Genomic DNA, 22,717 nt, shown 5'->3' with positions numbered 1-22,717 from the left:
GGCGGGTGTGCCGGCGTATCGGGTATCACCCCCAGTGGTCCCGGACACCGGTCCGGGCGTCCCTGAGGGTCAGCGTTGGCGCAGCACCTGCACCCGGCGCACCGGCGAGTCCACCGCGGGCTCGGTGGTGGGCACCGAGTAGGCGGTGACCGGTTCCAGGCCGTCGGGTGGCAGGTGGCCCCGGTCCGGGTCGCCGACCAGCACCTCGACGCCCCGGGCGGCGCACCGCCGCAGGTAGGGCAACACCCGCGCGGCCAGCCCCGCGTCGTACAGGGCGTCCCCGGCCACCACCAGGTCGGCCTCTGCCACCCCGTCGAGCAGGTCCGCGCCGTCGGGGACCACGCGAACCCGGTTGGCCCGCGCATTGACTGTGATGGCCGCCACCGCGTACGGATCGATGTCGTTGGCGACCACCCGGTCCGCGCCGGCCAGCGCGGCGGCGATGGCGACCAGGCCCGACCCGGCGCCCAGGTCCAGCACCCGCCGCCCGGCGGCGATCTCGGGATGGTCGAGCAGGTGCCGGGCCAGCGCCTGCCCACCGGCCCACACCGACGCCCAGTACGGCGGCGGCAGCGACCGACCTGCCGCCGCCTCCATCCGCGCCCACCACAGGATCGCGTCCTCGGCGAGGTACAACCGCACCTCGGGTACGAACGGCGCGTCGACCAGGTGCAGCCGGTCCGGACCCGGTCCGGGCACCGAGATCTCCTGCTGAAGGTCGTCCAGGGCGGTCTGGGTGCTCATCCGGGCAAGCATGCCCCGCCCCGCCGGCCGCCGGGGTCATTTTCCCTTTCGACGTGTGTTCGCGTGGCGCGCCGGGCACTTCCGGCAGCGGATTTCGTTCCGGGCGGTTACTGTCAGGGTGGTAGGGGGCGATCAACGGCCGAGGGGTCGGGTGTTCGCCCGCATTGAACAGGGAGAGACGTATGGCAACCGGCACGGTCAAGTGGTTCAACTCGGAAAAGGGCTTCGGCTTCATCGAGCAGGACGGCGGAGGCCCGGACGTGTTCGTCCACTACTCGGCCATCCAGAGCGGCGGCTACCGCGAGCTGAACGAGGGACAGAAGGTCGAGTTCGAGGTGACGCAGGGCCAGAAGGGCCCGCAGGCGGACAACGTCCGTCCGATGTAGCAAGGGGCGGGGGGCGGGGGTGGGGACTCCGACCGCCGCCGCAGCGCATACTCAGACCGCCGGCGCAGCGCATACTCAGACCGCCGGCGCAGCCGGCAGGTCGCGCCGCCTTCGCAGCGGCCCCGCCAGCAGGATCAGCGGGGTCAGCGCCAGCCAGGCGGTCATCACCCGGATCGCGCCGCCCGGCCCCCAGGCCGCGCCGAGCGCCCCGGCGAGCAGTGCGGCAAGCGGGATGGTTCCGTAGTTGAGCAGGTGCATGCTCACGGTCACCCGCCCGAGCAGCCGGTGCGGGGTGTACGTCTGCCGGAAGCTGCCCTTGACGACGTTGCCCACCGCGACGCCCATGCTCACCAGCACCCCGCCGCCCACCAGCCAGGCCGCCCGCGCGCCGGGGCCGGTGAGCGGGATCAGCAGTGCGGGCGGGCCGGTGAGCGCGCCGGCGAGCAGCACCGCACGTGCGGTGCCGAGCCGGCGGGCCAGTCGCGCGGCCAGCGCGGCGCCGACCACGCCACCCATGCTGGCCAGGCCGATCAGCAGGCCGACGAGACCGGCCGGCAGCCCGGCCGAGCGGACCAGGAAGACCACAAGCACCGCCTGGTAGCCGATGAGCCCGATGTTGCTGGCCGCCCCGAACACCGTCAGCACCCGCAGGTACGGGTCGCGTGCGACGAACCGCAGCCCGGCGGCGATCTCCCGGCGCAGCGACGTCGTCCCGGCGGGCCGGTGCGGCCGACCCTCGACGGCGCGGATGCGCCCCAGGCACAGCGCGGAGAGCAGGAAAGTCAGCGCGTCCAACGCCACCGCGGTCACCGCGCCGAGAAGCTGGGCGACCACGCCGGCCAGGCCGGGCCCGACAAGGTAGCTCGCGGTCTGCGTGGCGTGCAGCCGGGCGTTGGCCTCCGGCACCTGGTCGGGTCGCAGCAACGTGGGTAGGTAGACCTGGTCGGCGGTCTCGAAGAAGACCCGGGCCAGGCCGCCGCCGAGCGCCACCACGAGAAGGTGTCCGACGGTGAGCAGCCCGAGCAGCGCGGCCAGCGGCACGCTGACGAACAGGGCCGCGGCGACGAGATCTGCGGCGATCATCACAGGGCGGCGGCGGACCCGGTCGACCCACGCCCCGACCGGCAGGCCTGCCAGCAGCCAGGGCAGCCACGCGGCGGCGGTGAGCACCGCGACCTGGAAGGTCGTCGCGTCGAGCACCGCCACCGCGACCAGGGGCAGCGCCACCGTGGTCATGTTGCTGCCCACGGCGCTGACCGTGTGGCCGGTCCAGAGCAGTCGGAAGTCACGGTGCCGGAACAGCCCGCCGCGCGTGGCCGGCGCGGACCCGCGGGCCGGCGCGGCGGTCACGGCCGACCTGGGACGCCGTGGGCGAAGATGAAGACCGGCTCGCGGCGCTGCCCGTCGTCCGGCGTCGGCCGGTCGGCCCACCGTGCGAACAGCGCGATCACCTCGCGGCTGAGTTCGGCCAGCTCGTCCGGGGTCAGGTGCAGCCACTTGTCGGTGCTGAACGGCCCCTCACCCCACGCGGCGTGGGCCTGGTCGGGGGCCGCATGCCAGGCCCGTACCAGTTCGGCGTGCCGCTCCAGGTTCAGCGAGCCGGCCGCGTCGACCATCACCCGGGTGGCGGGCTCGTCGTCGAAGTCGCGGCTGGACCAGCGCACTCCCGGGTCGCGCAGCCGCCACCAGCGTTCCCGGCGGTCGCGGGCGAGCTCGGGGGCCTCGACCAGCAGGTCGGCGGCGGCGAGCACCTTGAGGTGGTGGCTGACGTTGGCCGGCGCCTGGTCGGTGTGCTCGGCGAGCATGCCGACGGTGCTCGGACCGTAGACCTTGAGCACGTCCATGAGCCGGCGGCGCAGCGGATGAGTGAGGGCGGCGAGCACCCGCGAATCGGTGACCTGCCGGACGGTTGGCTTCTCCACAGCGGGAGCCTGGCACCCGCAATAGGCATTGCGCAAGAGGCGTTGCGCAATGCCTATTGTCAATCGGTGCGGTCGGACGCGCGGGGGCGTTCCTCACCCGTCAGGCGGCCGGAAGATGTGTCGTCCGCCACAACGGCAGCTCCACGAACGACAGGTGCCCCCGCTCGTGGAGGACCTCCCGCCACCCGGCACGAAGGGTCACCGCCGCACCGAGCGGCTCACCGGTGCCCAGATTGCGCGCGTAACGCGGATGGGCGCCGCCGGAGACCTGCACCCGCAGGCGGTGCCCCGGCGCGAAGCGGTACGCGGTCGGCCAGAGCGTCACCGGCACCGCCACCACACCCGACGCGTCGCGCCGGAACCGGCCCGGCTCGACCCGGACCAGGCCGTCGCACACGTTCCACGACCGGCCGCGCCGGTCCACGTCGCACAGCCGGACGAACACGTCCAGATGGGCCAGCTCGCTGCGCAGGTGGATCTCGGCGCGTACCGCACCCGCCACCGCCACCGGCTCCGGCAACGGTCCGCTGGTGTAGGTCAACACGTCCGGCCGAGACTCCACCGGCCGGTTGTCCACCGCGCCCGCCCGCTGGGCCACCAGCAGCGGGCCACCCAGCGACGGGGTCGGGTCGGCCGGGTCGTACCGGATGCGGTCCGGCGGGCCATCCTCCGGCGGTGACGGGGCCAACGCGCCGGCCGGTTGCAGATACCAGCGCTCGCGGGTCGCCGGCGGCGGCCAGTCGGCCAGGTCACGCCAGCCGCCACCGACGCCGCCGACGTGCACCCGCACCGGCGCGCGCCCGGGCGACGGGCGCCCGGCCAGGTGGGTGTCGAGCCAGTCCAACCCTTCCCGCAGCGACGCCAGCAGCAGCCCCGGGCTGCCGTGCGTCCACGGCCCGACGACCAGGCGCGGGCGGGCGCCCGCGGCCCGCAGCCGGGCGTAGTCGTCGAGCTGGGCGGGAAGGAAGATGTCCTGCCAGCCGCCGACCATGACGACCGGCGCGCCGACCTCGGTGATCCGGTCGCCGAAGACCCGGTCCCGCCAGTAGTCGGCGCCCGGGGTGTGGTGACGCAACCACTCCTGGAAGAACGGCACGGTCACGCCGGTGGCGACCCGGTCCGCCTCGACCAGCGGCAGGTGGGCCAGGGCACGGACCAGCCGGGGCTGGCCACGTTTGAGCTCCCACTGCCGGGCCAACCAGGGCACGGTCTGCGCCTGGAGCAGCTCCGCCCAGGTGAGCACCGTGTCCAACGCGAACGACTCCCCGGCGTACGTGGAGTCGCGGGTGGCCGAGGCGGTGACCACCGCGACCATCGCGCGCAGCTCCTCGCCGGCGTCGGCGGCGACCGCCCACTGCACGAACCCCTGGTAGCTCGCGCCGAACATGCCGAACGCACCGGTCCACCAGGGCTGGCGGCGCAGCCAGTCCAGGGTGTCCAGGCCGTCGTCGCGTTCGTGTACAAGCGGGGCGAACTCGCCCCCGGAGCCGTACGTGCCGCGGCAGGACTGGATCACCACGTGGAAACCCCGCTCGGCGATCAGCCGACCGAGCAGCCGGACCGGGCCGCCCCGGCCGTACGGGGTGCGGATCAGCACGCAGTGCCCGCCGGGCAGGTCGGGCGCGTAGTGGTCGGTGCGCAACGCCACCCCGTCGCGGACCCGGACCGCGATGTCCCGGGTGACGGCGACCCGGGCGGTGCGGGCGGCGGGCAGGCGCAGCGCCACGGCGGCGGCCCGGGTGACCAGCCGCACGGTCAGTCGTCCCCGGCCGGCCCGGGCGCGCCACCACGGCGGGGTGCGGCGCGGATCTGGTCGCGGTGTGTCCGCATGGAGTTCACCAGTTCGGACATGAACCGGCCCACCACGGCAAGCTCCTCGTCGCTGAAGCGATCCATCACCTCGTCGGTGCGCCGGCCCAGCGGCCCGAAGAAGCTCTGCGCCAGCGTGGCCCCGCGGTCGGCGTAGTGCAGGAGGATCTTGCGGCGGTCGGTGGTGTCGCGGTCGCGTCGGATGTGCCCGGCGCGCTCCAGGCGGTCGACGAGTGCGGTCACCGACCCGGAGGAGATGTTGAGTGCCTCGCCCAGCCGGCCGGGAGTGATCGGATCACCGACCAGCTCGGCTTCCATGACCGCGATCAGGGCGTGCAGGTCGGTGGCGTTGAGCCCGTGCAGCCCGGCGAAGGCGTGCCCGATGTGCTGCGCGTCGACCGAGTAGCGGCGCAGGTCGTTGGCGATCTCGGCGATCATCCGCCCGCGCGGGTCGTCCCGCCGCCGGTACATGCTCTGGGCCGCCACGCTCGCCACCCCCTGTTCCTGACCGGTCCGGTTGCAGCATAGAACCACCCCCGATAATCTCGCTAATCAAGATACTAGTTTGAAGAGAATCCTCCGCGACCAGCATGTGAGGCACCCGAATGTCACTGTTCACCCGCGTCGTCCGGGGCCGGCTGTCCGCCTGGCTCACCCTGGCCGCCGCGCTCATCGTCGGTGTGGTCGTCTTCGCGCTACCCAAGCCGGACAATCCCGCGCCCATCTCCGACACCGGGCTGTCCGAGAAGTGGCAGTCGACCCAGGTCGAACGCCTGCAGGACCAGTTGCCCTCCACGGAAGCCCAGACCGCACTGGTGGTGGTCAGCCGCACCGACGGGTCCCCCCTCAACGACGCCGACCGGGGCACGCTCGAGTCCATCTCGAACCGGCTGAGCCCGATCGCGGTGGGCGGGCGGGTCTCCCCGCCGCAGGTCTCCCCCGACGGCAGCGTCGCACTGGTCGCGGTGCCGCTGTCCACCGAAGGTGGCCCGGGGGCCGTGGTCGACGAGGTGGAGAAGCTCCGCGAGGCGATCGGTGAACCGCCCGGTGGGCTGACCGTCGAGGTCACCGGCGGGCCGGCGTTCACCGCCGACCTGGGCAAGGTGTTCGAGGGCGCGGACACGACGCTGCTGCTGGTCACCGCCGCCGTGGTGGCGGTGCTGCTGCTGGTCACCTACCGCAGCCCGTTCCTGTGGCTGGTGCCGCTGCTGGTGGTCGGCGCCACCGAGCAGATCACGCTGCGCGTGGTGGAGTCCCTGGTGCCCGCGTTCGGCATCTATCTGCCCAGCGGGCAGGTGACCGGCATCGCGAGCGTGCTGGTCTTCGGCGCCGCGACGAACTACGCCCTGCTGCTGATCGCCCGCTATCGGGAGGAACTACGCCGGGAGGAGGACCGGTTCGCCGCCATGCGCGCCGCGCTGCGCCGCACCGCCGAGCCGATCCTGGCCAGCGGCAGCACCGTCGTGCTCGGTGTGCTCACGCTGCTGCTGTCCGAGCAGGAGACCAACCGGGCCCTCGCCCTGGCCTGCGCCACCGGCGTGATCCTCGCCATGGCCTGCGCCCTGTTCGTGCTCCCCGCCGCACTGCTGCTGTTCGGCCGGGGCCTGTTCTGGCCGTTCGTCCCCCGCGTCGGCAGCGCCGCCCGGGAAGGCCGGGTCTGGGGCCGCCTCGGCGAGCTGGTCGTCCGCCGGCCGCTGCCGGTTGCCGCGCTGGCCGTCCTGCTCCTCGGCGGCCTCGCCCTCGGCGGCCTGGGCATCCGCACCGGGCTGTCCGAGACCGAGCAGTTCAGCGAGAAGCCCGAAGCGGTCGCCGGGGCGGAGACCCTCGCACGGGCGTTCCCGGCCGGCAGCACCCAGCCGGTGGCCGTCATCACCACCCCGCAGGCCGTCCAGGCGGTGCTCGCCGCCGCCGGCAACGTCGACGGGGTCGCCTCAGCCCGCCCCGGCCCGGCCGGAGACCGCGTCGCCCAGATCGACGTGGTGCTGACCGCCGAGCCCGGCAGCGACGACTCCGACCGGACGGTGAAGGCGCTGCGCGACGCCGTCTCCGCCGTACCGGAATCCGCCCCACCCGCCGTGGACGGTGCGGATGCCCCCGACGGTGCCCTGGTCGGCGGATCGGTGGCCGCCACCTACGACTCCAACGATGCCAACACCAAGGACCTCCAGCTGATCCTGCCGCTCATCCTGCTGCTGGTCGCCTCGGTGCTGGTGCTGCTGTTGCGCGGTCTCCTCGCACCGGTGCTGCTGGTGCTGACCGTGATCGCGTCGTTCTTCGCCAGCCTCGGCGCGGCCTGGCTGCTCTTCGACCACGTGCTGGACTTCCCGGCACTGGACAGCGGGGTGTTGCTGCTCGCCTTCGTGTTCCTGGTGGCGCTCGGTGTGGACTACAACATCTTCCTGGTCACCCGGGCCCGGGAGGACGCCCGCCGGACCGGCACCCGCGACGGGATGCTCTCGGCGCTGCGGGTCACCGGCGGCGTCATCACCAGCGCCGGGATCCTGCTGGCCGCGGTCTTCGCGGTGCTCGGTGTGCTGCCGTTGATCACGCTCACCCAGATCGGCATCATCGTCTGCATCGGCGTGCTGCTGGACACGCTGCTGGTCCGCACCGTGCTGGTGCCGGCGTTGGCGTTCCTGCTCGGCGACCGGTTCTGGTGGCCCGGTCGGATCAGGCGCGACGACGCCACCGCGGTCGCCGACGCGCCGGCCGCGCAGGGCTGAACCGACGGGCGGGGGCCGGCACGATCGCCGACCCCCGCCCGTTCGTCCGTACGCTCAGAAGTTCAGGCACTCGCACTCGGTCATCAACGCGCGCACGTTGCCCACGTACCGCGGGTTGGGGATCGTCAGCGGCTGGCCCTCCCGCGCCACCGCGGCGTGGCCGTAGTTGTACGCCGCGATCACCGCGTTGAGCAGGCAGGAATTCAACGTGCTCGTGCACAGCGAGGCGTCCAGCCGGTAGTCGGACTCGAAGTACATGTCGCCGATGTACTTCGTCAGCCAGGCCAGGTACGTGCCGCCCAGAAGGGCGTTGTCCCGGTAGGCGTCGATGTCGTACGACTGCTCGAACCGCTGGTTCATCCAGTCCGCGGTGGCCGGCATGACCTGCATCAGCCCGATCCCGCCGTCACAGGCCACGATGTTCGACTGCCACCCGCTCTCCTGCCAGGCGGTGGCCTTGAGCAGCGCCGACGGGATGCGGATGTCCGGCGCCGAAGAGGGCCAGTAGGTGCGCGCCGCGGCGTCGGCGAGCGCCGCCTTCACCTGGCTCTGGCTGGCCTTGGTGCCCCGGTAACTGGCCTTGCAGCCATCGTCCACAGGCTTCGGCGGGGCCGGCGGCACCCGCGTCTCCGTCGGCGGCTTCGGCCGGGCCAACGGCGCCGTCGACGTGCGGGACGGCTTCGGCCGTGGCTTCACACTCGCCGACGCCTTCGGGCTGGACCGCCCGCCCATCGCCTCGACCGCCGGCGGCTGCCCGCTCGGCGCGTCGGCGGGTGCCTCCTGCGGCTCGTCGACAGGCGCCGCCGTGGGCAGTTCCACAGCGACCTCGCGGGCCGGCCGTTCCTCGTCACCGCACGCGGTCAGCGTGCCCGCCGCCAGCAGCGCCGCCAGCGCCGCCGCGGCCCACCGGCCGACTCCTCGTCGCATCGAACCTCCCCGTGGTCCCCGTCGGCGCACCCTAACAGGGATCGACGGGGCCCCGCGGTACCCGCGACGTCGACCGGCGTCCCCTCGGCCGGGGCGGCCGCCTACGGGCCACCGTCCCGGCCGGCTGGTCCTCGCCGTCCGCCGCCCGCTCCCGGGTCGCCCAGGCGACCACGAAAACGGTGGTCCACGCGGCACCGAGCAGGACCGCCGTGACGGTGCCGCTGGCCGTGCTCCAGCCCAGGTACAGCCGCGCGCCGGTGACCGTGACCACGCCCGCCGACGCGGCCGTCCAGACCGCCGCGCCCACCGGCCAGCGCGCGCCGCGCGACAGCAGCCAGGCCAGCGTGCCGAAGCTCGCCGTCACCACCGCGTTCTGGGTCGGAAACAGGCCACCGGCGCTGTCCGGGCCGCCCGGGTCGGTGACGTCCGCGACCACCACCAGCAGCACCAGCGGCACCGCCGCCCCGACCGTGCCCACCACCGACAGCGGATCCGCCCGCCACGGCCGGTGCCGCCGGGCCACCACCGCGGCCACCACCGCGACCGCCGTGATGAGCACCCAGCCACGCAGCACCGACACCGCCGTGGACGCCGCGTCGGCCACCCCCGGGGTACGCCGGGCGGCGAACCACTCCGCGACCAGCCCGTCCAGGACACCCAGCCCGCTGTGCCCGACCACCGCCTCCAGGGCGACCGCCACGGCCAACCCGGCGACGAACAGCAGCGCCAGCCCCAGCAGCAGGTTGACCACAAGCGTCCAGGCCCGGCCGACGCGCATGGCGACCAGGAAGAACAGCACGCCGTAACGGGACCGCAGCCAGCGCAGCGGCGGCAACGCGGCGGCCCGGGCCGTCAACGCGCGGACCGGATCCGGATTGCGGCCCAGCCAACGACCGGCCAGCACCACGCCGAGCAGGCACAGCAGCAGCGCCAGCACCGCCCCGGTGGCCCGGCCGAGCAACCGCGACACCTGCTCGTACGACTCCCCGGCCAGGTAGCCGGCCAGCACCGACGCGCCGACCCAACTCGCCACCCCGGCCAGGTTCCACGGGGCGAACCGCCGGTACGGCAGTCCCGCCGCACCGGCCAGCCGGGGCGCCAACGTGCGGGCGAACGCCACCCACCGGGCGGCCAGCACACCCCGCCCACCCAGCCGCTGCAGCAGCGAGTCGGCGCGCTGCCACCGGTGCGCCCCGATCCGCGCGCCCCAGCCGGAAGCACGCAACCGGGGGCCGTGCCGCCGCCCGGACCGCCACGCGAGTGTGTCTCCGATCACGGCAGCGGCGGTCATGACCACCAGCACGGGCGCGAGTCGCAGCGTCCCCGCGTAGGCTAGGAAGCCGACCAGAAGCAAGGTCGCCTCGCCGGGCATCAACAATCCGACGATCACCGCGGTCTCCGCCGCGACGATCGTCGCGGCGGCCAGGTAGATCAGCAGGGGCGGCAGCTCCTGCAACCAGCTCAGCAGGTCAGGCATCGGGCACCCGCACGGGAGCCAGCATGCCAGGCGCGGCACGGTCGGCACAGCACTTTCGACACCGATCCGGGCGATCTCGGGTGACCCCGAGGCGTGCCCCGGCAACCGTAGACAGGAGTATGGAGGGTATGCAGCTTCGCACCGACCTCCGCAACGTCGCCATCATCGCCCACGTAGACCACGGCAAGACGACCCTGGTCGACGCCATGTTGCGGCAGGCCGGCGCCTACGGCGCCCGTGGTGAGAACACCGAGCGGGTCATGGACTCGATGGACCTCGAGCGGGAAAAGGGCATCACCATCCTCGCCAAGAACACCGGCGTGCGATACCTGCCGGCGGACGGCGACCCGGTCACCATCAACATCATCGACACTCCCGGCCACGCCGACTTCGGCGGCGAGGTCGAGCGCGGCCTCACCATGGTCGACGGTGTGGTGCTGCTGGTCGACGCCAGTGAGGGCCCCCTGCCGCAGACCCGTTTCGTGCTCCGCAAGGCGCTGCACGCCCGACTGCCGATCATCCTGGTGATCAACAAGGTGGACCGGCCGGACGCCCGGATCAAGGAGGTCGTGGACGACACCTACGAGCTGTTCCTCGACCTGGACGCCGACGAGGAGCAGATCGACTTCCCGATCATCTACGCCTGCGCCCGCGACGGCATCGCCTCGCTGACCCAGCCCGCCGACGGCGCGATCCCCGAGGACAGCCAGAGCCTGGAGCCGCTGTTCCGCACCCTGCTGGACACCATCCCGGCGCCCTCGTACGACCAGGACGCGCCGTTGCAGGCGCACGTCACCAACCTCGACGCCTCGCCGTTCCTCGGCCGGCTCGCGCTGTGCCGGGTCCGCCAGGGCACCATCAGCAAGGGTCAGACCGTGGCCTGGTGCCGCACCGACGGCAGCACCCAGCGGGTCCGCATCTCCGAGCTGCTGATGACCGAGGGCCTGGAGCGCAAGTCGGCCGACTCCGCCGGTCCGGGTGACATCATCGCGGTCGCCGGCATCCCCGAGATCATGATCGGGGAGACGCTCGCTGACGCGGAGAACCCCGTACCGCTGCCGCTGATCACCGTGGACGAGCCGGCCATCTCGATGACCATCGGCACCAACAACTCGCCGCTGGTCGGCCGGGTCAAGGGCGCCAAGGTCACCGCGCGGATGGTCAAGGACCGGCTGGACAAGGAGCTGGTCGGCAACGTCTCGCTGCGGATCCTGCCGACCGAGCGGCCCGACGCCTGGGAGGTGCAGGGCCGCGGCGAGCTGGCGCTGGCGATCCTGGTCGAGCAGATGCGCCGCGAGTCCTACGAGCTGACCGTCGGCAAGCCGCAGGTCGTCACCCGCGAGATCGACGGGAAGATCTGCGAGCCGGTCGAGCGGCTCACCATCGACGCCCCGGAGGATTATCTGGGCGCCATCACCCAGCTGCTGGCCACCCGCAAGGGGCGGATGGAGCAGCTGGTCAACCACGGCACCGGTTGGATCCGGATGGAGTGGCTGGTCCCGGCGCGCGGCCTGATCGGGTTCCGCACCGAGTTCCTCACCGACACCCGGGGCACCGGCATCCTGCACCACGTCTTCGAGTCCTACGAGCCGTGGTTCGGCGAGCTGCGCACCCGCAACAACGGCTCGCTCGTCGCCGACCGGGCCGGTGCGGTCACCGCGTTCGCCATGATCAACCTTCAGGAGCGCGGTCAGCTCTTCGTCGATCCGGGCACCGAGGTGTACGAGGGCATGATTGTCGGGGAGAACTCCCGCTCCGACGACATGGACGTCAACATCACCAAGGAGAAGAAGCTCACCAACATGCGGGCGTCGACCTCCGACGAGACCGAGAAGCTGATCCCGCCGCGCAAGCTGTCCCTGGAGCAGGCGCTCGAATTCTGCCGCGAGGACGAGTGCGTCGAGGTCACCCCGAGCTCGGTGCGCATCCGCAAGGTGGTGCTGGACCAGACGCAGCGCGGCCGGATGGCGGCCCGCCGCAAGCACGCCGGCTGACCAGCCCCTCACCAGCCCACCCGGAGCCCGGCCCGCCCCACCCGGCGGACCGGGCTCCCCCGCCCCGCCCGCGAGATCTTGGTAAGCGGATGCGGCGTCCCGAGTTCCGGGAGGGTGCGGGGGTGGGCGAGACTTCCGCGCCGGACGGGCGCAGAGGCGAGACGGCGGCGGGGTCAGCGTCAGCGGGGCCGGGTGGCCTCGAAGGCGAGGACGTCGGGGACGCGACCGGAGCCGGACTCGACCACCCGGTTCAGCCGCAGGCCGGCGGCGGTCAGCAGGTCGGCCAGGGACAGGTGCCAGGCACCGACCCGGGCCCGGACACCTGCCGCGTTCCACGAACGCGTGGTGAGTTCCCACTCGGCGTACCCGCCGTCGATCACGATCCGTTCCGGCTCGGTCCGGTCGGCGAACGCGCCGACGAAACACGGGTGCACCCCGACGTGCACCAGCCGGCCGCCCGGGGCGAGCACCCGCGCCGCCTCGGCGATCGCGGCGGGATAGTCCGGCATGTCGGTGTGGGCGAGCACGCAGGCCGCCGCCGGCATCGAGCCCGTGGCCAGCGGCAGCGCGGTCGCGTCGGCCCGGGCCACCGGCAGCCGCGCCCGGGCGTGGCGCAACTGTCATAGCGAGCGGTCGTCACCTCAGGCACGCTAGTCCCGCACCCGCACCCCCACCCGTCGCAGCCCCGCGCCCGCCCCGCCGATCCGCTACCGTGCCCCCATGATCTGGGAGGAGCTCGACGCGCACCTGGACCGGGTGCCCGGCACCGTGTCCGCGTACGTGGGTCGCCCCGGCGCCGACGCCACCTGGACGCGGTTCGCCGACGCCACCCACTACGCGGCCAGCACCATGAAACTGGCCGTGCTGGTGGCGCTGCACCGGGCCGCCGAAGCCGGCCGGCTCGACCTGGACGCGCCGGTGCCGGTGGACAACTCCTTCGCCTCCGCCCAGCCCGGCACGCCCCGGTTCGGCAATGCCCGCGACCAGGACAACGACGAGGCGGTCTGGGCCCGGGTCGGCGGGGACGCGCCGCTGCGCTGGCTGGCCGAGCGGATGATCGTGCGGTCCAGCAACCTGGCCACCAACGTCTGCCTCGGGCAGGTCGGGCTGCCCGCCGTGGCGCAGGCGTGGGCGCTGGCCGGCGCGCGCCACAGCGTCACCGGACGGGGCATCGAGGACTTCGCCGCCCGCGACGCCGGCATCGACAATCTGGTCACCGCGGCCGACCTGGCCGCGCTGCTCGGCGAGGTGGCGCTGGGCGCGACCCGGCCCGGACCGCTCGCCTCACCGGCCGCCTGCGCCGCCATGCTGGACGTGCTGGTCGCCCAGGAACACCGCGAGGACCTCGCCGCCGGGCTGCCCGCCGGCACCCGCATCGCGCACAAGAACGGCTGGGTACGCGGCGTGCGGCACGGCGCCGGTGTGGTGTTCCCGGACGACGCGCCGCCGTACACGATCGTCGTCTGCACCACCACCGACCTGGCCGACGGCGGGGCGGACGGCGAGCAGGTCGAGGACGATGCCTGCCGGCTGATCGCGAACGTGTCCGCGCGGGTCTGGGCCGCCCGGCGCGAGCTGGCCGGCTGACCGGCCCTACTCCAGCAGCCGTTCGCGCAGCGCCGCGCGGTCCGCGTCGGTCACCCCCAGACCGTCGCGCAGGTACGCGTCGAACGAGCCGTGCGCGCGGCGCACCTCGTCGTACGCGGCGTCCAGGTATTCCGGGCGCACCTCCAGCAGCGGGCGGGCGACCTCCGGGTCCAGGTCCGGCCGGCGGCGGGTCATCGCCGTCAGCAGCACCTCGCGCAGGCTCTCGGTCAGCTCGTTGTGCCGCAGGTAGTCGGCGCGGATCGCCTTCTCGTCCACCCCCAGCGCCGTCAGCAGCACCACCGACAGCCAGCCGGTGCGGTCCTTGCCGGCCGAGCAGTGGAACAGCAGCGGCAGGTTCGTCCCGTCGGCGGCCAGCCGCACCGCCGACCCGAACCCGGCCCGCGCCGGCTCCCCGGTGACGAACCAGCGGTAGATCGCCGTCATCGCCCCCGGCATGCCCTCGCGGGCCAGCTCCTCGTACGCGTCCAGGTCGTGGCCCTGCAACACCGCCGAGACGTACGTGAACACCGGGTGCGCCGCGTCGTAGACCGGCAGGTGCACCCGGCGGGGGTCGCCGGCCAGCCGGTCCGGCGGGGCGACCGCCTGCTCGTGGATGTCGCGCAGGTCCACCACGCAGGCCACGCCGAGCTTGCCCAGCACCGGCAGGTCCTCGTCGGTGAGCCGACCCAGCGCGGGCGTGCGGATCAACTGCCCGGCGCGGACCCGCCGCCCGTCGGCCGTCGGCAACCCGCCCAGGTCCCGCGCGTTCGGCGCGCCCACCAGCTCCCAGTTCCGTGCGGCCATCGGCCCTCCCCTGCTCGCCGCCAGTTGGCTATAGGGTGCCCCACATGACGATCGCCGCGGTACGCACCCACCGGCTCTCGGCTCCCCTGCACACCCCGTTCGTCACCGCGCTGCGCCGTACCACCACCGTGGAAACCCTGATCGTGGAAGTGATCGACAGCGACGGCCGGTCCGGTTTCGGTGAGGCGCCGCAGGTGTGGCAGGTCACCGGCACGTCGGTGGTCGGCGCCGAGGCGTGCGTCCGCGAGATGCTCGCCCCGCTGCTCATCGGGCGGGACGCCGACGACCTGCGGGCGACCTGCGCCGAGGTGCGCCGCGTGGTGGTGGGCAACCAGTCGGCGAAGGCGGCGGTGGACGTGGCGCTCCACGACCTGGCAGCGCGGCGACTCGGCGTACCCCTGGTGCGCCTGCTGGGCGGCACGGCGCTGCGCGTGCCGACGGACGTGACGCTTGCCGCCGGGAACGCGGTGGACCTGGCCGCGGCGGCGGGCCGGCGCGGGGCCGAGGGTTTCCAGGTGCTCAAGCTCAAGGTCGGCACCGACGCCCGCGGCGACCTGGACCGGGTCCGTGCGGTCCGGTCCGCGGTCGGTCCGCAGGTGCGGATCCGGTTGGACGCCAACCAGGGCTGGACCCCACGGGAGGCGGTCCGGGTGATCCGCTCCATCGAGGATGCCGGGCTGGACGTGGAGTTGGTCGAGCAGCCGGTGCACCGCCGTGACCTGGACGGGCTGGCCTGGGTCAGCGAGCGGGTGCAGGTGCCGATCCTGGCCGACGAGTCCGTCTTCGACGTGCGTGACCTGGTGGAGGTGATCCGGCGGCGGGCGGCCGACATGGTCAACGTGAAGCTGGCCAAGTGCGGTGGCCTGCAACCGGCCCGCACCCTGCTGGACCTGGCCGCCGAGCACGGCATGGGCACCATCGTCGGTTCGATGATGGAGGGTCCGGTCGGGGTGGGCGCCGCCGCCAGCCTGGTCGCCGCCTACGGCACCACGGCGGTGTCGGACCTCGACGCCGCCTGGTGGCTGGCCTGGTCGCCGGTCACCGGCGGCATCCGGTACGAGGGGGCGGACGTGCTGCTGCCGGACGCGCCGGGCCTGGGCATCAGCGGGGTGGGTGAAGGTAAAGTTCAAAGAGGCGGTTGAGCGACGGCGACTTCTTTCATACAGTCGGCCGGACGGATCGCCGGAGAGAGGGGGCGCACATGACAGCGCAGCCCGGCTGCGAGGCCGTGGTACAGGTCCCGGTGGCCACCCTGTGGGCCACCCCCGAGGCGGTACGCCCCACCGACGGCCCCGCCCTCACCGACTGTCCCGACGTCGCCGCCTGGATCGCCGGCATGGACCGCGACCAGCGCGTCGGCGACTGCGTCCTGACCCAGTTGCTGCTCGGCGAGCGGGTGCTGGTGACCGAGACCCGACCGGACGACTGGGTGCGGGTGGTCGCCCTCGGACAGCCGGCCGGGAGGCTCGACGGCCGCGGCTACCCCGGCTGGCTGCGCGGCGCCCACCTCGCCACGCCCACCGGTCCCGCCGCCGCGGATCGTGGGGCCACCGCCGGTGCGGCCGGGCCGCCCACCGAAACGCTGACGGTCGACGTGGTGCGGACCACCCTGCGCGCCGCGCCCGACGGCCCGGCCGCGCTCGCCGGTGTCGTCCTGGGCACCCGCCTCACCGCCGCCGGGCCGCCGGAGGGCGACTGGCGACCGGTCCACGTGCCGGGCCGCACCGGGCCGCTCTGGGCCCGGCGCGGCGACGTGGCCCCGCTGCCGGCGCAGCGCCCGGCGGCCACCGAGACGCTCGCGGTCGCCGAGCGGCTGCGCGACCTCGTCTACATCTGGGGCGGCCTGTCCACCGACGGCATCGACTGCTCCGGCCTGGTACACCTGGCCTGGCGACGCTACGGGGTCACGCTTCCGCGCGACGCCGACGACCAGGCCCGCGCCACGACCTCGGTGACGCTGGACGCCGAACGCCCCGGCGACCTGTATTTCTTCGCCCGTCCCGGGCGGCACATCCACCACGTCGGCATCGTCTCGGCCGAGCCGCGCGAGGGGCGGCGCCGGATGCTGCACGCCTGCTACCTCACCCGCCGGGTGGTCGAGGAGGAGTTGCCGCCGGACCGGGTGGCCACCCTGGTCGGCGCCCGCCGGGTCTGACCCCCGACCCGGCGCGGGGCGTCCTCGGCGGACGCCCCGGGCCGGTCGGCCGGTCAGCGGCGGGCCTGGCTCAACTCCCGACGCCTGTCGTAGGTCGACTTGAGCAGGCTGGCGGCGGTGGCCAGGGCCAGGGTGCCGAGGATGACCACGAGGGAGAGCCAGATCGGGATGTGCGGCGCCCAGCCCACGTGCTCGCCGCCGTTGATGAACGGCAGGTTGTTCTCGGCCAGCGCCTCCAGAACCAGCTTCACGCCGATGAAGCCGAGCACCACGGCCAGCCCGTAGCTGAGGTAGATCAGCCGGTCCAGCAGGCCGCCGAGCAGGAAGTAGAGCTGCCGCAGCCCCATCAGCGCGAAAACGTTCGCGGTGAACACCAGGTACGGCTCCTGGGTGATTCCGAAGATCGCCGGGATCGAGTCCAGCGCGAAGATCAGGTCGGTGGTGCCGATGGCGATCATCACGATCAGCATCGGGGTGAACAGCCGCCGCCCGTGCTCGTGGGTGGTCAACCGCGCCCCGTTGTAATCACGCGACAACGGCAGGGCCTTGCGGCTCCAGCGGATCAGCAGGTTCTCGCTGAACTCGTCACCGTCCGGCTCGCCCTGCCGGACCAGGTTCACCGCGGTGTAGATGAGGAACGCGCCGAAGATGTAGAACACCCAGGAGAACTGGGAGATCAGCGCGGCGCCGGCCGCGATGAACCCGCCCCGCATGACCAGCGCGAGGATGATGCCGATGAGCAGGACCTTCTGCTGGTACTGCCGGGGCACGCCGAAGCGGGCCATGATGATCACGAAGACGAAGAGGTTGTCCACCGACAGGCTGTACTCGGTGAGCCAGCCGGTGTAGAACTCCCCCGCCACGGCGGCGCCGGAGGTCCACCAGAGCACCGCGCCGAACAGCAGCGCCAGACTGACGTAGAAGCCGACCCAGAGGCTCGACTCGCGGACGCTCGGCTCGTGCGGGCGCCGGCCGATGATGAGCAGGTCGACGAGCAGGACCGCGACCATCGCGGTCAGGGTTACCGCCCACACCAATGCGGACACGTTCAAATCCATCCTCCGGCAGACACGAAGCGTCGGGCACACCGTACGCCGGGCCTGGCCGGGGTGCGTCGACGCTGACTCTGGTGACTGACGGAGGTCTCTTCCGCCGGGACCCGGCTGGGTCTCGACCGACGGCGCCGGGTCGGATCACCGGGGATGCCGGTGCCCTTCCGTGCTGACGACTCCGCCGCGAGGGAATACTCCCCTCCTCGGGGGCCATTGTTCACCATCGACGCCCTGCGGCGCATCTCGGGCGGGCGAATGGTGCGATCAGGGTGTGAGGGCTCACTCCATCCCTACCCTTCCTAGGAGGCTAGCCGGAATGCCGGGGCGGATCGTCACCCCGGCGCGCGCCGGCGTGGACCGCGCATGGCAGGCTTCGGGCATGGTGCTTGAGGTCGCGTTGATCGATGTGACACCCGGACACGAGGACGAGTTCGCCGCCGCGTACGCGCAGGCCCGGCCGATCCTCGCCGGTGCGCAGGGGTGCCGCTCCGTGCGGATGACCCGCGGCGTGGAGTCACCCACCCGGTTCGTGCTGCTCGTCGAGTGGGACTCGGTCGAAGCGCACGACGTCAACTTCCGCCAGACCGACCGGTTCGCACAGTGGCGCGAACTGATCGGCCCATTCTTCGCCGGCCCGCCACTCGTCGAGCACTTCATCGACGTACCCGCTTGAACTGTCGTACCCCGCGGATAGCCTGCGCCCCGCGCGGCCGTCGATCCCGACGGGCATCGGGGGCGCCGGGCCCGGCGGCCGCGCCTCAACCCGTCCCGCGCGGCTCACGCGGCCGGGGCACCGGCGCCGAACCCAGCCGGCGGGCCAGCAACTCGACCGTCGCCTCCGCCGGCAACGCGGTCGCGAGCAGCCGCTCCACGATCCCCTCGTAGTGCGCCACGTCCGCCTCGGCGGTCAGCCGCAGATCGGTGGTGAGCGTCTCCACAAGCACGGTGCGCGGATCCGCCGGGTCGGGATAGGCGTAGTACGAGAACGGCGCCAGCGGATGCGGCGCGTCACCTGACGACGCGCCGGCCGGCAACACCCGGATGTCCACGTGCGAGCGTTCGGCCAGGGCGAGCAGCCGACGCAACTGCTCGCGCCACACGTCGACCGGCAGGCCGTCCGGGTCGCACACCCGCTCCTCGACGAGCGCCGTGTAGTGCGGCGGATCCGCACGCGCCAGCAACTCCTGGCGCACCGCGCGGGCGCGGACATCCGCCTCGACGTCCACGTCCGCGGTCAGCAGAGCACCCGCCGAGACCCGCAGCCGGGTGTACGCCGGGGTCTGCAGCAGCCCCGGCACGAGCACACCCTGGTATTCCACGATGCGCTCCGCGCCCGCCTCCAACTCGGCGTACGCCCGCTGGCGCTCCCCCATCTCGCCGAGCGCCCTGGACCAGCCACGCCCGGTGGCGGCGTCCCGGGCGATCACGATCAGTTCGTCCCGCTGCGGCGACGGCACGCCGTAGACGTCCAACAGGTCGAGCACGTCGGCCAGGTCGGGGCGGCTCTGCCCGAGCTCGATGCGGGACAGCTTCGACGTGGACGCCCAGCCGAGCCGAAGGCAGACCTGCTCCAGGGTGAGCGACTCGCGGCGACGCAGCCGGCGCAGCTCCACGCCCAGACGCGCCCTCCGGACGACAGGACTTGCTGACAACGGCATGCGCGCCTCCCAGGGAGGCAGCGTACGCACCGCAATCACTCAGGGCAATACCTCACGCACGCAGTGCGATCGGGGGTGGAGTCGGCGGTCAGGGCCGGTAGGTGCCGAACGACCAGACCAGCCCGGCCGCGTCCCGGGCGGCGTAGTCCCGCGAACCGTAGTCGGTGTCGAACGGGGCGCGGACGACCTCCGCGCCGACGGCCCGGGCCCGCTCGTGGTGCGCGTCGACGTCGTCCACGGCCACGTAGACGCGGTAGTCGTCGTCGGCCGGGCGGGACGCCGGCACCGGACCCGGGCCGAGCATCACCAGACCCTCGCCGTAGGCCAGCTCGGCATGGCCGATCGTGCCGTCGGGCCGCTCGTGCAGCGCGTGCACGGTGAAGCCGAACGCCGACCGGAGGAAGTCCACGGCGGCTCGGACATCGGGATACCGCAGGACGGGATAGATGCTTCGCATGGCCGTAGTCTGCCCGGCGGCCGGTCAGCCGGGATTGGACGAATGCGATCCGGCCCCGGCCACGGCGGTCGGGGTGACGCCGGCGAACTCCCGGAAGTCCCGGATCAGATGCGACTGGTCGTAGTAGCCCCACCGGGCCGCGCGCTGCGCCCAACCGGCCGGCTCCGACTCCGCGGCCGGGTCGCGGCCGATGCTCGCGTACGCCCGCTCGAAGCGCAGCAGGCGGGCCACGGTCTTCGGCGGCAGGCCGAACTCCTGGCGGAAGCGCACCGCCAGGTGCCGGCGGGACCAGCCCACCTCCTCGGCGAGCCTGGCCACGCCGAGGCCTCCCCCGCTGTGGTCGAGTCGCCGCCACGCCTCCAGCAGACGACGGTCCACCGGCGCGGTCGTCGCCAGCCGGGCCAGGAGTGCGGCGTCCAGCCGGTCGAAGCGCCGCCGCCAGCCCGGGTCACCGGCCAGTCCGTCCCGCAGGCCTACCAGCCAGTCGGCCACCGCGCCCACCGGGACAGCCTGGTTGGCCAGCTCACCCAACGGCAGTCCGAGCAGCCGACGGGCCGCGGGCGCGGTCAACAGCATCTGCACCCCGACGCCCGTGCCCGCGGTGCGGGTGGCGCACCAGCCGTCGAACGGGCCGGCCAGGAAGGCGTTGGCGGCGCAGGTGCCCGAGCCGGTGGCACGCGGGTCGGTCACGTCCAGCGGATCGCCCCAGCCGAGGATCAGCACCACGAACGCGCCGGCCACCTCCCGGCGGACCAGGGGCGTCGGAGCCTCCTCCCGGTAGCCGAGGTAGCCGCCCACCCATGGCCGCAGCCGGGGGTCGGGGCGCCCGTGCACGGCCTCGGTCAACATGGCGCCGCGCCGGCCGGCACGCCGGTCATCGGACCCCGGCGGCGTCCATCCCCCGCAACTCCTTCTTCAGGTCGGCGACCTCGTCGCGAATCCGCGCGGCCAGCTCGAACTGCAACTCGCGGGCCGCGGCGAGCATCTGGTCGTTGAGTTCCTGGATGAGGTTGGCCAGGTCGGCCCGGGCCATCCCCTCCCGCGACGGGGTCGCCGCGCCGCCCCGGCCGCCCCGGCTGCGGGTCTCCTTGACCGGCGCCTTGCCCCGGGAGAGCTGGCGCACCGCACCGCCGACGTTCGTGGCCTCGGTGTCCTCGGCCTCGCGGTAGATGTCGTCCAGGATGTCGTGGATCTTCTTGCGCAGCGGCTCGGGACTGATGCCGTGCGCCTCGTTGTGGGCGATCTGCTTGGCCCGACGCCTGTTGGTCTCGTCGATCGCGCTGGCCATCGACGGAGTGATCTTGTCGGCGTACATGTGGACCTGGCCGGAGACGTTACGGGCCGCGCGGCCGATGGTCTGGATCAGCGACCGGCCGCTGCGCAGGAAGCCCTCCTTGTCCGCGTCGAGGATCGCCACCAGGGACACCTCGGGCAGGTCGAGACCCTCACGCAGCAGGTTGATGCCGACCAGCACGTCGTAGTCGCCCTTGCGCAGCTCGCGCAGCAACTCGACCCGACGCAGCGTGTCCACCTCCGAGTGCAGATAGCGCACCCGGATGCCGTTCTCCAGCAGATAGTCGGAGAGGTCCTCGGCCATCTTCTTGGTCAGCGTGGTGACCAGCACGCGCTCGTCCCGCTCGGTGCGCAGCTTGATCTCGTGCATCAGGTCGTCGATCTGCCCCTTGGTCGGCTTGACCACCACCTCGGGGTCGATCAGGCCGGTCGGCCGGATCACCTGCTCGACGAACTCGCCCTGGGCCTGCTCCAGCTCCCACGGGCCCGGCGTCGCGGACAGGTAGACCGTCTGGCCCACCCGCTCCAGGAACTCGTCGAACCGCAACGGCCGGTTGTCGGCGGCGCTGGGCAACCGGAAGCCGTGGTCGACGAGCATCCGCTTGCGGGAGGCGTCACCCTCGTACATCCCGCCGATCTGCGGGATCGTCACGTGCGACTCGTCGACAACAGTGAGGAAGTCGTCCGGGAAGTAGTCGAGCAGGCAGTGCGGCGGGCTGCCCGGCAGCCGGCCGTCAATGTGCATGGAGTAGTTCTCGATGCCGGAGCAGAAACCGACCTGGCGCATCATCTCGATGTCGTAGGTGGTGCGCATGCGCAGTCGCTGGGCCTCCAACAGCTTGCCCTGCCGGTCCAGCTCGGCCAGCCGCTCGGCCAGCTCGACCTCGATGTCGCGGATCGCCCGTTCCATCCGCTCCGGGCCGGCGGCGTAGTGCGTCGCCGGAAAGATCATCAAGCTGTCCACCTCGCGGACCACGTCACCGGTCAGCGGGTTCAGGTAGTAGAGCTTCTCGATCTCGTCGCCGAACAGCTCGATCCGGACCGCAAGTTCCTCGTAGGCCGGAATGATCTCCAGAGTGTCGCCCCGGACCCGGAAGGTGCCGCGCTGGAAGGCCATGTCGTTGCGGGTGTACTGGATGTCGACCAGGCGACGCAGCAACTGGTCGCGGTCGAGCTCCTGCCCCACCTTCACCCGCACGGCGCGGTCAAGGTATTCCTCCGGCGTGCCCAGGCCGTAGATCGCCGACACGGTGGCCACCACGATGACGTCGCGCCGGGTGAGCAACGACATCGTCGCCGAGTGCCGCAGCCGCTCCACCTCCTCGTTGACCGAGGAGTCCTTCTCGATATAGGTGTCGGTCTGCGGGATGTAGGCCTCGGGCTGGTAGTAGTCGTAGTAGGAGACGAAGTATTCCACCGCGTTGCGGGGCAGCAGCTCGCCGAACTCCTTCGCCAGCTGGGCGGCGAGCGTCTTGTTCGGGGCGAGCACCAGCGTCGGCCGTTGCAGCCGCTCGACCAGCCACGCCGTGGTGGCGCTCTTGCCGGTGCCGGTCGCGCCGAGCAGCACCGTGTTGCGGTCGCCACGTCGCACGCGACGCTCAAGGTCGTCGATGGCTGCCGGCTGGTCGCCGGCCGGCTTGAAATCGCTGATGACCTCAAAGCGGCCGTCGAGCCGGGGAATGTCGAGCGCCATGACATCAACCGTACGCCCGCGGTCCGACACTTTGCC

Annotated in this window: 21 protein-coding genes; 7 read left to right on the top strand and 14 right to left on the bottom strand. The window is 72.8% G+C overall.

What is annotated here, in order from left to right; translation table 11 throughout:
- Positions 1-69: 69 nt before the first annotated feature.
- Entirely contained in the window at positions 70-744 is a 675-nt protein-coding gene (locus tag ACLQ2X_RS19715; protein WP_425682513.1) for a class I SAM-dependent methyltransferase, read from the bottom strand.
- Positions 745-926: 182 nt separating this feature from the next.
- Between ACLQ2X_RS19715 and ACLQ2X_RS19710 the strand changes: the two genes are divergently transcribed.
- Positions 927-1,130 (top strand): cold-shock protein, encoded by a 204-nt coding sequence (locus ACLQ2X_RS19710; RefSeq protein WP_091059998.1) that lies wholly within the window; start codon positions 927-929, stop codon positions 1,128-1,130.
- Positions 1,131-1,205: 75 nt separating this feature from the next.
- Here the strand turns inward: ACLQ2X_RS19710 and ACLQ2X_RS19705 are convergent, their stop codons facing one another.
- The 4 genes from ACLQ2X_RS19705 to ACLQ2X_RS19690 form a co-directional block, all read right to left on the bottom strand.
- Positions 1,206-2,480 (bottom strand): MFS transporter, encoded by a 1,275-nt coding sequence (locus ACLQ2X_RS19705; RefSeq protein WP_425682512.1) that lies wholly within the window; start codon positions 2,478-2,480, stop codon positions 1,206-1,208.
- Positions 2,477-3,052 (bottom strand): ArsR/SmtB family transcription factor, encoded by a 576-nt coding sequence (locus tag ACLQ2X_RS19700; RefSeq protein ID WP_425682511.1) that lies wholly within the window; start codon positions 3,050-3,052, stop codon positions 2,477-2,479. The genes ACLQ2X_RS19705 and ACLQ2X_RS19700 overlap by 4 nt, the downstream gene beginning before the upstream one ends.
- A 100-nt stretch (positions 3,053-3,152) precedes the next feature.
- Positions 3,153-4,805, bottom strand: a complete 1,653-nt coding sequence (locus tag ACLQ2X_RS19695) for a CocE/NonD family hydrolase (protein ID WP_425682510.1) — start codon at positions 4,803-4,805, stop codon at positions 3,153-3,155.
- A gap of 2 nt (positions 4,806-4,807) precedes the next feature.
- A complete protein-coding gene (locus ACLQ2X_RS19690) occupies positions 4,808-5,332 on the bottom strand; it encodes a MarR family winged helix-turn-helix transcriptional regulator (protein WP_425682534.1) in 525 nt (174 codons plus the stop codon).
- Between the two features lie 134 nt (positions 5,333-5,466).
- Between ACLQ2X_RS19690 and ACLQ2X_RS19685 the strand changes: the two genes are divergently transcribed.
- Positions 5,467-7,584 (top strand): MMPL family transporter, encoded by a 2,118-nt coding sequence (locus tag ACLQ2X_RS19685; protein ID WP_425682509.1) that lies wholly within the window; start codon positions 5,467-5,469, stop codon positions 7,582-7,584.
- 54 nt (positions 7,585-7,638) lie between these two features.
- Here the strand turns inward: ACLQ2X_RS19685 and ACLQ2X_RS19680 are convergent, their stop codons facing one another.
- Together ACLQ2X_RS19680 and ACLQ2X_RS19675 are read right to left on the bottom strand one after the other, a co-directional pair.
- Positions 7,639-8,511, bottom strand: coding sequence for a transglycosylase SLT domain-containing protein (locus ACLQ2X_RS19680; protein WP_425682508.1), 873 nt, complete (start codon positions 8,509-8,511; stop codon positions 7,639-7,641).
- Between the two features lie 31 nt (positions 8,512-8,542).
- Entirely contained in the window at positions 8,543-9,988 is a 1,446-nt protein-coding gene (locus tag ACLQ2X_RS19675; RefSeq protein WP_425682507.1) for a DedA family protein, read from the bottom strand.
- A 128-nt stretch (positions 9,989-10,116) separates the two neighbouring features.
- Between ACLQ2X_RS19675 and typA the strand changes: the two genes are divergently transcribed.
- The gene (gene typA / locus ACLQ2X_RS19670; protein ID WP_425682506.1) at positions 10,117-11,982 is read left to right on the top strand and encodes a translational GTPase TypA; all 1,866 of its coding nucleotides are present in this window, start codon (positions 10,117-10,119) and stop codon (positions 11,980-11,982) included.
- Positions 11,983-12,161: 179 nt separating this feature from the next.
- On the opposite strand, the gene ACLQ2X_RS19665 is transcribed toward typA, so the two are convergent.
- Positions 12,162-12,599, bottom strand: coding sequence for a class I SAM-dependent methyltransferase (locus ACLQ2X_RS19665; RefSeq protein WP_425682505.1), 438 nt, complete (start codon positions 12,597-12,599; stop codon positions 12,162-12,164).
- A 103-nt stretch (positions 12,600-12,702) separates the two neighbouring features.
- On the opposite strand from ACLQ2X_RS19665, the gene ACLQ2X_RS19660 reads away from it, so the two are divergent.
- Positions 12,703-13,569: a serine hydrolase gene (locus ACLQ2X_RS19660; protein WP_425682504.1), complete on the top strand. Its 867-nt coding sequence runs from the start codon at positions 12,703-12,705 to the stop codon at positions 13,567-13,569.
- Between the two features lie 6 nt (positions 13,570-13,575).
- On the opposite strand, the gene ACLQ2X_RS19655 is transcribed toward ACLQ2X_RS19660, so the two are convergent.
- Complete coding sequence (locus ACLQ2X_RS19655; RefSeq protein WP_425682503.1) at positions 13,576-14,373, bottom strand: tyrosine-protein phosphatase; 798 nt, start codon at positions 14,371-14,373, stop codon at positions 13,576-13,578.
- Positions 14,374-14,417: 44 nt separating this feature from the next.
- Here ACLQ2X_RS19655 and ACLQ2X_RS19650 point away from each other — a divergent pair, with 44 nt between their 5' ends.
- Positions 14,418-15,515: a mandelate racemase/muconate lactonizing enzyme family protein gene (locus ACLQ2X_RS19650; RefSeq protein WP_425682502.1), complete on the top strand. Its 1,098-nt coding sequence runs from the start codon at positions 14,418-14,420 to the stop codon at positions 15,513-15,515.
- Between the two features lie 59 nt (positions 15,516-15,574).
- Positions 15,575-16,528 carry an NlpC/P60 family protein gene (locus tag ACLQ2X_RS19645; protein WP_425682501.1) on the top strand — a complete coding sequence of 318 codons (954 nt, stop codon included), beginning with the start codon at positions 15,575-15,577 and terminating at the stop codon, positions 16,526-16,528.
- 53 nt (positions 16,529-16,581) lie between these two features.
- Here ACLQ2X_RS19645 and ACLQ2X_RS19640 read toward each other — a convergent pair whose 3' ends face one another.
- The gene (locus ACLQ2X_RS19640) at positions 16,582-17,580 is read right to left on the bottom strand and encodes a TerC family protein (protein ID WP_425682500.1); all 999 of its coding nucleotides are present in this window, start codon (positions 17,578-17,580) and stop codon (positions 16,582-16,584) included.
- Positions 17,581-17,959: 379 nt separating this feature from the next.
- On the opposite strand from ACLQ2X_RS19640, the gene ACLQ2X_RS19635 reads away from it, so the two are divergent.
- A complete protein-coding gene (locus tag ACLQ2X_RS19635) occupies positions 17,960-18,253 on the top strand; it encodes an antibiotic biosynthesis monooxygenase family protein (RefSeq protein ID WP_425682499.1) in 294 nt (97 codons plus the stop codon).
- An 85-nt stretch (positions 18,254-18,338) separates the two neighbouring features.
- On the opposite strand, the gene ACLQ2X_RS19630 is transcribed toward ACLQ2X_RS19635, so the two are convergent.
- The 4 genes from ACLQ2X_RS19630 to uvrB all read right to left on the bottom strand — a co-directional run bounded on the left by ACLQ2X_RS19630 (position 18,339) and on the right by uvrB (position 22,681).
- Positions 18,339-19,238, bottom strand: a complete 900-nt coding sequence (locus ACLQ2X_RS19630) for a DUF5753 domain-containing protein (RefSeq protein ID WP_425682498.1) — start codon at positions 19,236-19,238, stop codon at positions 18,339-18,341.
- Between the two features lie 88 nt (positions 19,239-19,326).
- Entirely contained in the window at positions 19,327-19,695 is a 369-nt protein-coding gene (locus tag ACLQ2X_RS19625; protein WP_425682497.1) for a VOC family protein, read from the bottom strand.
- Between the two features lie 24 nt (positions 19,696-19,719).
- Positions 19,720-20,544 carry a helix-turn-helix domain-containing protein gene (locus ACLQ2X_RS19620; RefSeq protein ID WP_425682496.1) on the bottom strand — a complete coding sequence of 275 codons (825 nt, stop codon included), beginning with the start codon at positions 20,542-20,544 and terminating at the stop codon, positions 19,720-19,722.
- A gap of 25 nt (positions 20,545-20,569) precedes the next feature.
- Complete coding sequence (uvrB, locus tag ACLQ2X_RS19615; RefSeq protein ID WP_425682495.1) at positions 20,570-22,681, bottom strand: excinuclease ABC subunit UvrB; 2,112 nt, start codon at positions 22,679-22,681, stop codon at positions 20,570-20,572.
- Positions 22,682-22,717: the final 36 nt, after the last annotated feature.

Source organism: Micromonospora sp. DT31 (assembly GCF_049841795.1).
Classification (GTDB): domain Bacteria; phylum Actinomycetota; class Actinomycetes; order Mycobacteriales; family Micromonosporaceae; genus Micromonospora.
The sequence above is the reverse complement of the archived record's forward strand: the minus strand, read 5'-3'. Positions and strand labels throughout refer to the sequence as shown.

Excerpts from the sequence above, each read along its gene's own strand:
- ACLQ2X_RS19625 (WP_425682497.1), bottom strand. The coding sequence starts at position 19,695 with ATGCGAAGCATCTATCCCGTCCTGCGGTATCCCGATGTCCGAGCCGCC.
- ACLQ2X_RS19645 (WP_425682501.1), top strand. The coding sequence starts at position 15,575 with ATGACAGCGCAGCCCGGCTGCGAGGCCGTGGTACAGGTCCCGGTGGCC.
- ACLQ2X_RS19635 (WP_425682499.1), top strand. The coding sequence starts at position 17,960 with ATGGTGCTTGAGGTCGCGTTGATCGATGTGACACCCGGACACGAGGAC.
- ACLQ2X_RS19675 (WP_425682507.1), bottom strand. The coding sequence starts at position 9,988 with ATGCCTGACCTGCTGAGCTGGTTGCAGGAGCTGCCGCCCCTGCTGATC.
- ACLQ2X_RS19685 (WP_425682509.1), top strand. The coding sequence starts at position 5,467 with ATGTCACTGTTCACCCGCGTCGTCCGGGGCCGGCTGTCCGCCTGGCTC.
- ACLQ2X_RS19660 (WP_425682504.1), top strand. The coding sequence starts at position 12,703 with ATGATCTGGGAGGAGCTCGACGCGCACCTGGACCGGGTGCCCGGCACC.
- ACLQ2X_RS19680 (WP_425682508.1), bottom strand. The coding sequence starts at position 8,511 with ATGCGACGAGGAGTCGGCCGGTGGGCCGCGGCGGCGCTGGCGGCGCTG.
- ACLQ2X_RS19715 (WP_425682513.1), bottom strand. The coding sequence starts at position 744 with ATGAGCACCCAGACCGCCCTGGACGACCTTCAGCAGGAGATCTCGGTG.
- ACLQ2X_RS19620 (WP_425682496.1), bottom strand. The coding sequence starts at position 20,544 with ATGTTGACCGAGGCCGTGCACGGGCGCCCCGACCCCCGGCTGCGGCCA.
- ACLQ2X_RS19690 (WP_425682534.1), bottom strand. The coding sequence starts at position 5,332 with ATGTACCGGCGGCGGGACGACCCGCGCGGGCGGATGATCGCCGAGATC.
- ACLQ2X_RS19650 (WP_425682502.1), top strand. The coding sequence starts at position 14,418 with ATGACGATCGCCGCGGTACGCACCCACCGGCTCTCGGCTCCCCTGCAC.
- ACLQ2X_RS19710 (WP_091059998.1), top strand. The coding sequence starts at position 927 with ATGGCAACCGGCACGGTCAAGTGGTTCAACTCGGAAAAGGGCTTCGGC.
- ACLQ2X_RS19655 (WP_425682503.1), bottom strand. The coding sequence starts at position 14,373 with ATGGCCGCACGGAACTGGGAGCTGGTGGGCGCGCCGAACGCGCGGGAC.
- uvrB (WP_425682495.1), bottom strand. The coding sequence starts at position 22,681 with ATGGCGCTCGACATTCCCCGGCTCGACGGCCGCTTTGAGGTCATCAGC.
- ACLQ2X_RS19630 (WP_425682498.1), bottom strand. The coding sequence starts at position 19,238 with ATGCCGTTGTCAGCAAGTCCTGTCGTCCGGAGGGCGCGTCTGGGCGTG.
- typA (WP_425682506.1), top strand. The coding sequence starts at position 10,117 with ATGCAGCTTCGCACCGACCTCCGCAACGTCGCCATCATCGCCCACGTA.